General features: G+C 71.2%; 6 protein-coding genes. 5 read left to right on the top strand and 1 reads right to left on the bottom strand.

What is annotated here, in order from left to right; genetic code table 11:
* The 3 genes from AC1DY2_RS13155 to AC1DY2_RS13165 form a co-directional block, all read left to right on the top strand.
* Nucleotides 1–972, top strand: a 972-nt coding sequence (locus AC1DY2_RS13155) for an FGGY-family carbohydrate kinase (protein WP_476762835.1), incomplete at its 5' end; no start/stop codon positions are given.
* 105 nt (nucleotides 973–1,077) lie between these two features.
* On the top strand, nucleotides 1,078–2,601 hold the full coding sequence (araA, locus tag AC1DY2_RS13160; RefSeq protein WP_476762836.1) for an L-arabinose isomerase: 1,524 nt from the start codon (nucleotides 1,078–1,080) through the stop codon (nucleotides 2,599–2,601).
* Nucleotides 2,602–2,657: 56 nt separating this feature from the next.
* Nucleotides 2,658–3,761 carry a LacI family DNA-binding transcriptional regulator gene (locus AC1DY2_RS13165; RefSeq protein ID WP_476762837.1) on the top strand — a complete coding sequence of 368 codons (1,104 nt, stop codon included), beginning with the start codon at nucleotides 2,658–2,660 and terminating at the stop codon, nucleotides 3,759–3,761.
* On the opposite strand, the gene AC1DY2_RS13170 is transcribed toward AC1DY2_RS13165, so the two are convergent.
* Nucleotides 3,740–4,126 (bottom strand): VOC family protein, encoded by a 387-nt coding sequence (locus AC1DY2_RS13170; protein WP_476762838.1) that lies wholly within the window; start codon nucleotides 4,124–4,126, stop codon nucleotides 3,740–3,742. The genes AC1DY2_RS13165 and AC1DY2_RS13170 overlap by 22 nt on opposite strands.
* Before the next feature lie 170 nt (nucleotides 4,127–4,296).
* Here AC1DY2_RS13170 and AC1DY2_RS13175 point away from each other — a divergent pair, with 170 nt between their 5' ends.
* Together AC1DY2_RS13175 and AC1DY2_RS13180 are read left to right on the top strand one after the other, a co-directional pair.
* On the top strand, nucleotides 4,297–4,872 hold the full coding sequence (locus AC1DY2_RS13175) for an HhH-GPD-type base excision DNA repair protein (RefSeq protein ID WP_476762839.1): 576 nt from the start codon (nucleotides 4,297–4,299) through the stop codon (nucleotides 4,870–4,872).
* Between the two features lie 530 nt (nucleotides 4,873–5,402).
* On the top strand, nucleotides 5,403–6,389 hold the full coding sequence (locus AC1DY2_RS13180; protein ID WP_476762840.1) for an ABC transporter substrate-binding protein: 987 nt from the start codon (nucleotides 5,403–5,405) through the stop codon (nucleotides 6,387–6,389).
* Nucleotides 6,390–6,391: the final 2 nt, after the last annotated feature.

Consider the following 6,391-nt stretch of genomic DNA (forward strand, 5'->3'; position numbering starts at 1 on the left):
GTGGCGGACCGCGCCCCGGGCCTGCACCTCGCCGAGCTCCTCCCCGAGGTGCTGCCGGCGGGCCGAGCAGCCGGTGCCCTCACGGCCGACGGCGCTGCGCTGCTCGACCCGTCGGGAGTCCTCCAGCCCGGTGCGCCGCTCTGCCCGCCCGAGGGCGACGCCGGCACCGGCATGGTGGCGACGAACTCCGTCGCCCCGAGGACGGGCAACGTCAGCGCCGGCACGAGCATCTTCGCGATGGTGGTGCTCGAGCGCCCGCTCGCGCACGCGCACCACGAGCTCGACCTCGTCACGACGCCCGCGGGCGACCCCGTGGCGATGGTGCACTGCAACAACGGCGCCAGCGAGCTCGCGGCGTGGGCCGGCGTGTTCGCCCGGTTCGCCGCGGCATCCGGAACCCCCGTCGAGCCGGATGCCGTGTTCGAGGCCCTCTTCCGCGAGGCGCTCGACGGCGACGCCGACGCCGGTGGCCTGCTCGCCTACAACCACCTCGCGGGCGAGCCGATCGCGGGGCTCACCGAGGGCCGGCCGCTGTTCGTGCGCACGCCCGACAGCCGGTTCAGCCTCGGCAACTTCATGCGCGCGCAGCTCTACGGCGTGTACGGCACCCTCGCGCTCGGCATGCGGGTGCTCGCCGGGGAGGGGGTCGAGATCGACCGGATGTTCGCGCACGGCGGCATCTTCCGCACCGCGGGCGTCGCCCAGCGCTTCCTCGCGGGCGCACTCGACGCGCCCGTCGCGGTCGGCGAGACGGCGTCCGAGGGCGGCGCGTGGGGCATCGCCGTGCTGGCGTCGTACCTCTCGGCCGCCGACGAGGTCGACCTCGGCACCTACCTCGGCGAACGCGTCTTCGCGGATGCCGCGATCGACACCGTCGAGCCCGTGGCCGACGACGTCGCCGGGTTCTCCGCCTACCTCRACCGCTACCGGGCCGGGCTGGCCGTCGAGTCGGCCGCCGTCGACGCGCTCTGACCGTAGCGGCCCGYGCCGCGATGGCGCCGCACGCCGCACCCGCACCGCACCCACACCACCAAGCACCCCCCGACGCACCGAACATCGCACCACGAGGAGACCCACATGACCCGCACGCCCCTCCAGACGAACCTCGACCAGTACGAGGTCTGGTTCCTCACCGGCAGCCAGCACCTGTACGGCCCCGAGACGCTCAAGCAGGTCGCCGACCAGTCACGACAGGTCGCCGAGACGCTCGACGCGGCATCCGATGTACCCGTGAAGGTCGTGTGGATGCCGGTGCTCACCGACTCCGACGCCATCAAGCGCGTCGCCCTCGAGGCGAACGCCGCCGAGAACGTCATCGGGCTCGTCGCGTGGATGCACACGTTCAGCCCCGCCAAGATGTGGATCGCCGGGCTCGACGCCCTGCAGAAGCCGCTCGCGCACCTGCACACCCAGGCCAACGTCGAGCTGCCCTGGGGCGACATCGACTTCGACTTCATGAACCTCAACCAGGCCGCGCACGGCGACCGTGAGTTCGGCTACATCCAGACCCGCCTCGGCGTGCCGCGCAAGACCATCGTCGGCCACGCGAGCGACCCGCGCGTGCAGCGAGAGTTCGGCACGTGGCAGCGCGCGGCCGCCGGCCTCGCGGCATCCCGCAGCCTGAAGCTCGCCCGCTTCGGCGACAACATGCGCTACGTCGCCGTGACCGAGGGCGACAAGACCGAGGCCGAGCTGCGATTCGGCGTGCAGGTCAACACGTGGGGCGTGAACGAGCTCGCCGAGGCGGTGGCCGCGGCATCCGACGCCGAGGTCGACCTGCTCGTCGCCGAGTACGAGGACCTCTACGAGGTCGTGCCCGAGCTGCGGAAGGGCGGTGAGCGGCACCAGTCGCTGCGCGACGGCGCGGCGATCGAGCTGGGCCTGCGCTCGTTCCTCGAGGAGGGCGGCTTCGGCGCGTTCACCACGAGCTTCGAAGACCTCGGCGCGCTGAAGCAGCTGCCGGGCCTCGCGGTGCAGCGCCTCATGGCCGAGGGCTACGGCTTCGGCGCCGAGGGCGACTGGAAGACCGCCATCCTCGTGCGCGTCGCGAACGTCATGGGCGCCGGGCTGCCGGGCGGTGCGAGCCTCATGGAGGACTACACCTATGACCTCACGCCCGGCGACGAGCTCATCCTCGGCGCGCACATGCTCGAGGTCTCGCCGTCGCTCACCTCCGCGAAGCCGACGCTCGAGATCCACCCGCTCGGCATCGGCGGCAAGGAGGACCCCGTGCGCCTCGTCTTCACCGCCGACCCCGGCCCCGCCGTGGTGGTCGCGATGAGCGACATGCGCGATCGCTTCCGCCTCACGGCCAACGTCGTCGAGAACGTCGAGCTGCGGCATCCGCTGCCCAAGCTCCCCGTCGGCCGCGCTGTCTGGAAGCCCGCCCCCGACTTCCACACCAGCGCCGCGGCCTGGCTGACCGCCGGAGCGGCGCACCACACCGTGATGTCGACGGCCGTGGGCGTCGAGGTGTTCCGCGACTTCGCCGAGATGGCCAAGGCCGAGCTGCTCGTCATCGACGAGGACACCACCCTGCCCGGTTTCCAACGCGAGGTGCGCTGGAACCAGGCGTACTACCGCCTGGCGCAGGGCCTCTGATCGAGGGCGGCGAGGGCAGTGCAGGCGKCGAGGTCAGTGCGGGCGGCGAGGTCGACATGAGCGAAGCGGATGCCGCGAGCCGGCCGGTCCCGGCGGCTGAGCCGGCCGCGGCATCCGGAGCATCCGCGGCATCCGGAGCAGCGGGCGTGCCGACGATGTTCGACGTCGCCCGGCGCGCCGGCGTCTCGCACCAGACGGTCTCGCGGGTGCTCAACGACCTCACCGGGGTCGCGGCCTCGACGAAGCTCCGCGTCGAGCAGGCCATCGCCGAGCTGTCGTACACGCCGTCGCCGGCCGCCCGCGCGATGGCGAAGCGCCGCTCGGGGTCGATCGGGCTGATCCAGGCGGGCCGACCCGACTACGGACCGTCGAACGCCGCGCTCGGCTTCAACGAGGCCGCGCACGAGGCTGGCTACACCGTGACCCAGGCGAGCATGCGCTCGCTCGACGCCGAGGTGCTCCGCCAGGCGGTGCACCGGCTCGCGCTGCAGCGCGTCGAGGCGATCGTGCTGATCTCGGGGGAGCGGGAGGGCGTCGGCGTGCTCACGGGCATCGACGCGGGCGTGCCACTCGTCGTGGTGGCCTCCGAGCCGACGCCAGGGCTGCACCGCGTGTCGATGGACCAGTACGCCGGCGCCCGACTCGCGACCGAGCACCTCATCGCGCTCGGGCACCGTGAGATCCGCCACGTCGCCGGCCCGGCCGACTCGATGGATGCCGCGGAGCGCCGCCGCGGGTGGACGGACGCCATGCGGTCCCACGGGCTCGAGGTGCACGCGCCCATCGTCGGGGACTGGCTCGCGGCATCCGGTGACGCGGCAGCCCGCGCCATCCTTGCCGAGGGCGTCGCGACGGCCGTGTTCGTGGCGAACGACCAGATGTCGCTCGGCCTGCTGCACGCGTGCTTCGAATCGGGCGTGCGCGTGCCCGACGACCTCAGCGTCATCGGCTTCGACGACATCCCCGAGGCGGCGTTCTTCACGCCGGCGCTCACCACCGTGCGCCAGGACTTCGAGGCGCTCGGCCACGACATCATGGCGACGGTGCTGGACGTGCTCCGCGACGAGCCCGACGCACCCGACCGCACGGCGCGGGTGCCAGAGGTGCTCGTGCGGGCGAGCACGGCGCCGCCGCGCCGTCAGCTCGCGCCCGCCGAGTAGTCGGGCAGCTCCTGCAGGGTCCAGCGGTTGCCGTCGGGATCCTTCAGCGTGATGAACCGACCCCACTCCTGCTCGTCGACGCCATCGGCCTCGACGCCCTTCGCGCGCAGGTCGGCGAGCACCGCGTCGGCGTCGTCGATCACGACCTGGATGACGTCGAGCGACCCGGGCTCCAGCGTCGCGCCGAGGCCTTCGCCGATCGCGATCGAGCACGCAGACCCGGGCGGGGTGAGCTGCACGAAGCGCAGCCCCTCGAAGACAGTGCGGTCGTGGTCGGCGTTGAAGCCGAGCTTGTTCACGTAGAAGTCCTTCGCCCGGTCGACGTCGCTGACGGGCACGTGGATGAGTTCGATCTTCCAGTCCATGGGTGGCTCCTCGGTCGGTTGCGCGATCCGTTCCATCGAATCGTCTGCGCCCAGTCTGGCCAACGATGCGGTCAGTTCCTGTCCGCATACGGTGACGGATGCCGGAGCTCCGCGCCGCGGCATCCGCTCGCCCCGTGACGCCGTCGACCCCCGGTGGAAGGATGGAGCCCATGGCACTGCACATCACCGGAGACGACGCCGCCGACGAACTGCTCAGCACCGACGCGTTCGCCCTGCTCACGGGCATGCTGCTCGACCAGCAGGTCGCGATGGAGACGGCCTTCGCCGGGCCACTGAAGATCAAGGAGCGCGCCGGCTCGATCGAGCCTGCCGCCCTGGCCGGCTACGATCCCGAGCGATTCGCTGAGCTGTTCAAGCAGACGCCCGCCGTGCACCGCTACCCGGGGTCGATGGCCGGGCGGGTGCAGTCGTTGGCGCAGGCCGTCGTCGACGACTGGGGTGGCGACGCCGCCGCCATCTGGACGCAGGGCGACCCCGACGGGGCCGAGGTGCTCAAGCGCCTCAAGGCGCTGCCGGGGTTCGGCGAGCAGAAGGCGCGGATCTTCCTGGCGCTGCTGGGCAAGCAGCTCGGGCTCGAGGCATCCGGCTGGCGCGAGGCCGTCGGCCACTACGGCGACGACGGATGCTTCGCCTCGGTCGCCGACATCACCGACCCCGAGTCGCTCGCCAAGGTGCGCGCGACGAAGCAGGCGGCCAAGGCCGCGGCCAAGGCGCCCAAGGCCTAGCGCCGAGTCGGGGGCCGCGCGCGCGCCCGCACTCGTCACCGCACCGATTCAGGCAACCGGGCGCGATTCAGGCGGAATCGGCGCACTTCGTCCTGAGCGCCGGCTGTTCGCCTGCGCCGCCGCCGCGCGGACGGTGGGGGGTCGCGCGGCACCGACCGACGGAGCTGCGTCGGCGGATGCGTCGCGGGAATCCCGTTCACGCGCTGGAACGCCTGAGGCCCGGGATTCCGTCACGCGAACGGGATTCCGGCGCCCTGAATGAGCGCTCACATTCGCGTCGACCGACGTTGGCCCGCCCATCCTGCGGCCGCCCCGGCCGGCCTGCCGATGCGAGCCGACAGGCGGAGAAGCGCCCGGAAAGCGGCATCCGTCGACCGTGATGCATCCGTTATCGAACTCGCACTTGTGAGCGCTAACAAGTGAGCGCTAACATCTCGAATGCGGTCAGGATGAACTGACCGCCCGGCGCACCAGGGACGCAGCATCACCGATCACTCCGCCGGCACCACTGAACAAGGAGGTTCACACTGATGAAGAAGCTCATCGGACTCGCCGCCGCCGGCGCGATGCTCCTCGCCCTTTCCGCCTGCGCGGGAGCCGGCGGGAGCGGCGGCGCGAGCGAGGGCCCGAAGGCGCTCGACGAACTCGTCGTCGGTTTCGCCCAGGTCGGCGCGGAGTCGGGATGGCGCACCGCCAACACCAAGGACATCCAGGCAGCCTTCGAGGACGCGGGCATCGAACTCAAGTTCTCCGACGCGCAGCAGAAGCAGGAGAACCAGATCAAGGCGATCCGCTCCTACATCCAGCAGGGCGTCGACTACATCGCCTTCTCGCCGGTCGTCGAGACCGGGTGGGACGCGGTGCTCAACGAGGCCAAGGCCGCGGGCATCCCCGTCGTGCTCACCGACCGTGCAGTCGACAGCAAGGACACGTCGCTGTACCAGTCGTTCCTCGGCTCCGACTTCATCGAGGAGGGCAAGAAGGCCGGCCTCTGGGTGCTCGACCAGTACAAGGACTCGACGGAGAAGGTCAACATCGTCCAGCTCGAGGGCACGACGGGCGCCGCTCCGGCGATCGACCGCGCCGAGGGCTTCGCCGACACGATCCGCCAGAACCCGAACCTCGAGGTGGTGGCCAGCCAGACCGGTGACTTCACGCGTGCCGGCGGCAAGCAGGTCATGGAGGCGATGCTGAAGTCGAACCCCGACATCGACCTGGTCTACGCGCACAACGACGACATGGGCCTCGGCGCCATCGAGGCGATCGAAGCGGCGGGCCTGGTTCCCGGCGAGGACATCAAGATCGTCACGGTCGACGCGGTGCACGACGGCATGCAGGCCCTCGCCGACGGCAAGATCAACTTCATTGTGGAGTGCTCGCCGCTCCTCGGCAAGCAGCTCGTCGACATCATCAAGACCCTCAACGACGGTGGCGAGGTCGAGCAGCGCATCATCACCGAGGAGACCACGTTCGACCAGGAGCAGGCCATCGAGGCCCTGCCCGACCGGCAGTACTGATC

The sequence above is a fragment of the Agromyces sp. P1_H4 genome (genome assembly GCF_056405255.1).

Bases quoted from the DNA above. Each gene is read 5' to 3' on its own strand.
- araA (WP_476762836.1), top strand. From the start codon at position 1,078: ATGACCCGCACGCCCCTCCAGACGAACCTCGACCAGTACGAGGTCTGG.
- AC1DY2_RS13165 (WP_476762837.1), top strand. From the start codon at position 2,658: ATGAGCGAAGCGGATGCCGCGAGCCGGCCGGTCCCGGCGGCTGAGCCG.
- AC1DY2_RS13170 (WP_476762838.1), bottom strand. From the start codon at position 4,126: ATGGACTGGAAGATCGAACTCATCCACGTGCCCGTCAGCGACGTCGAC.
- AC1DY2_RS13175 (WP_476762839.1), top strand. From the start codon at position 4,297: ATGGCACTGCACATCACCGGAGACGACGCCGCCGACGAACTGCTCAGC.
- AC1DY2_RS13180 (WP_476762840.1), top strand. From the start codon at position 5,403: ATGAAGAAGCTCATCGGACTCGCCGCCGCCGGCGCGATGCTCCTCGCC.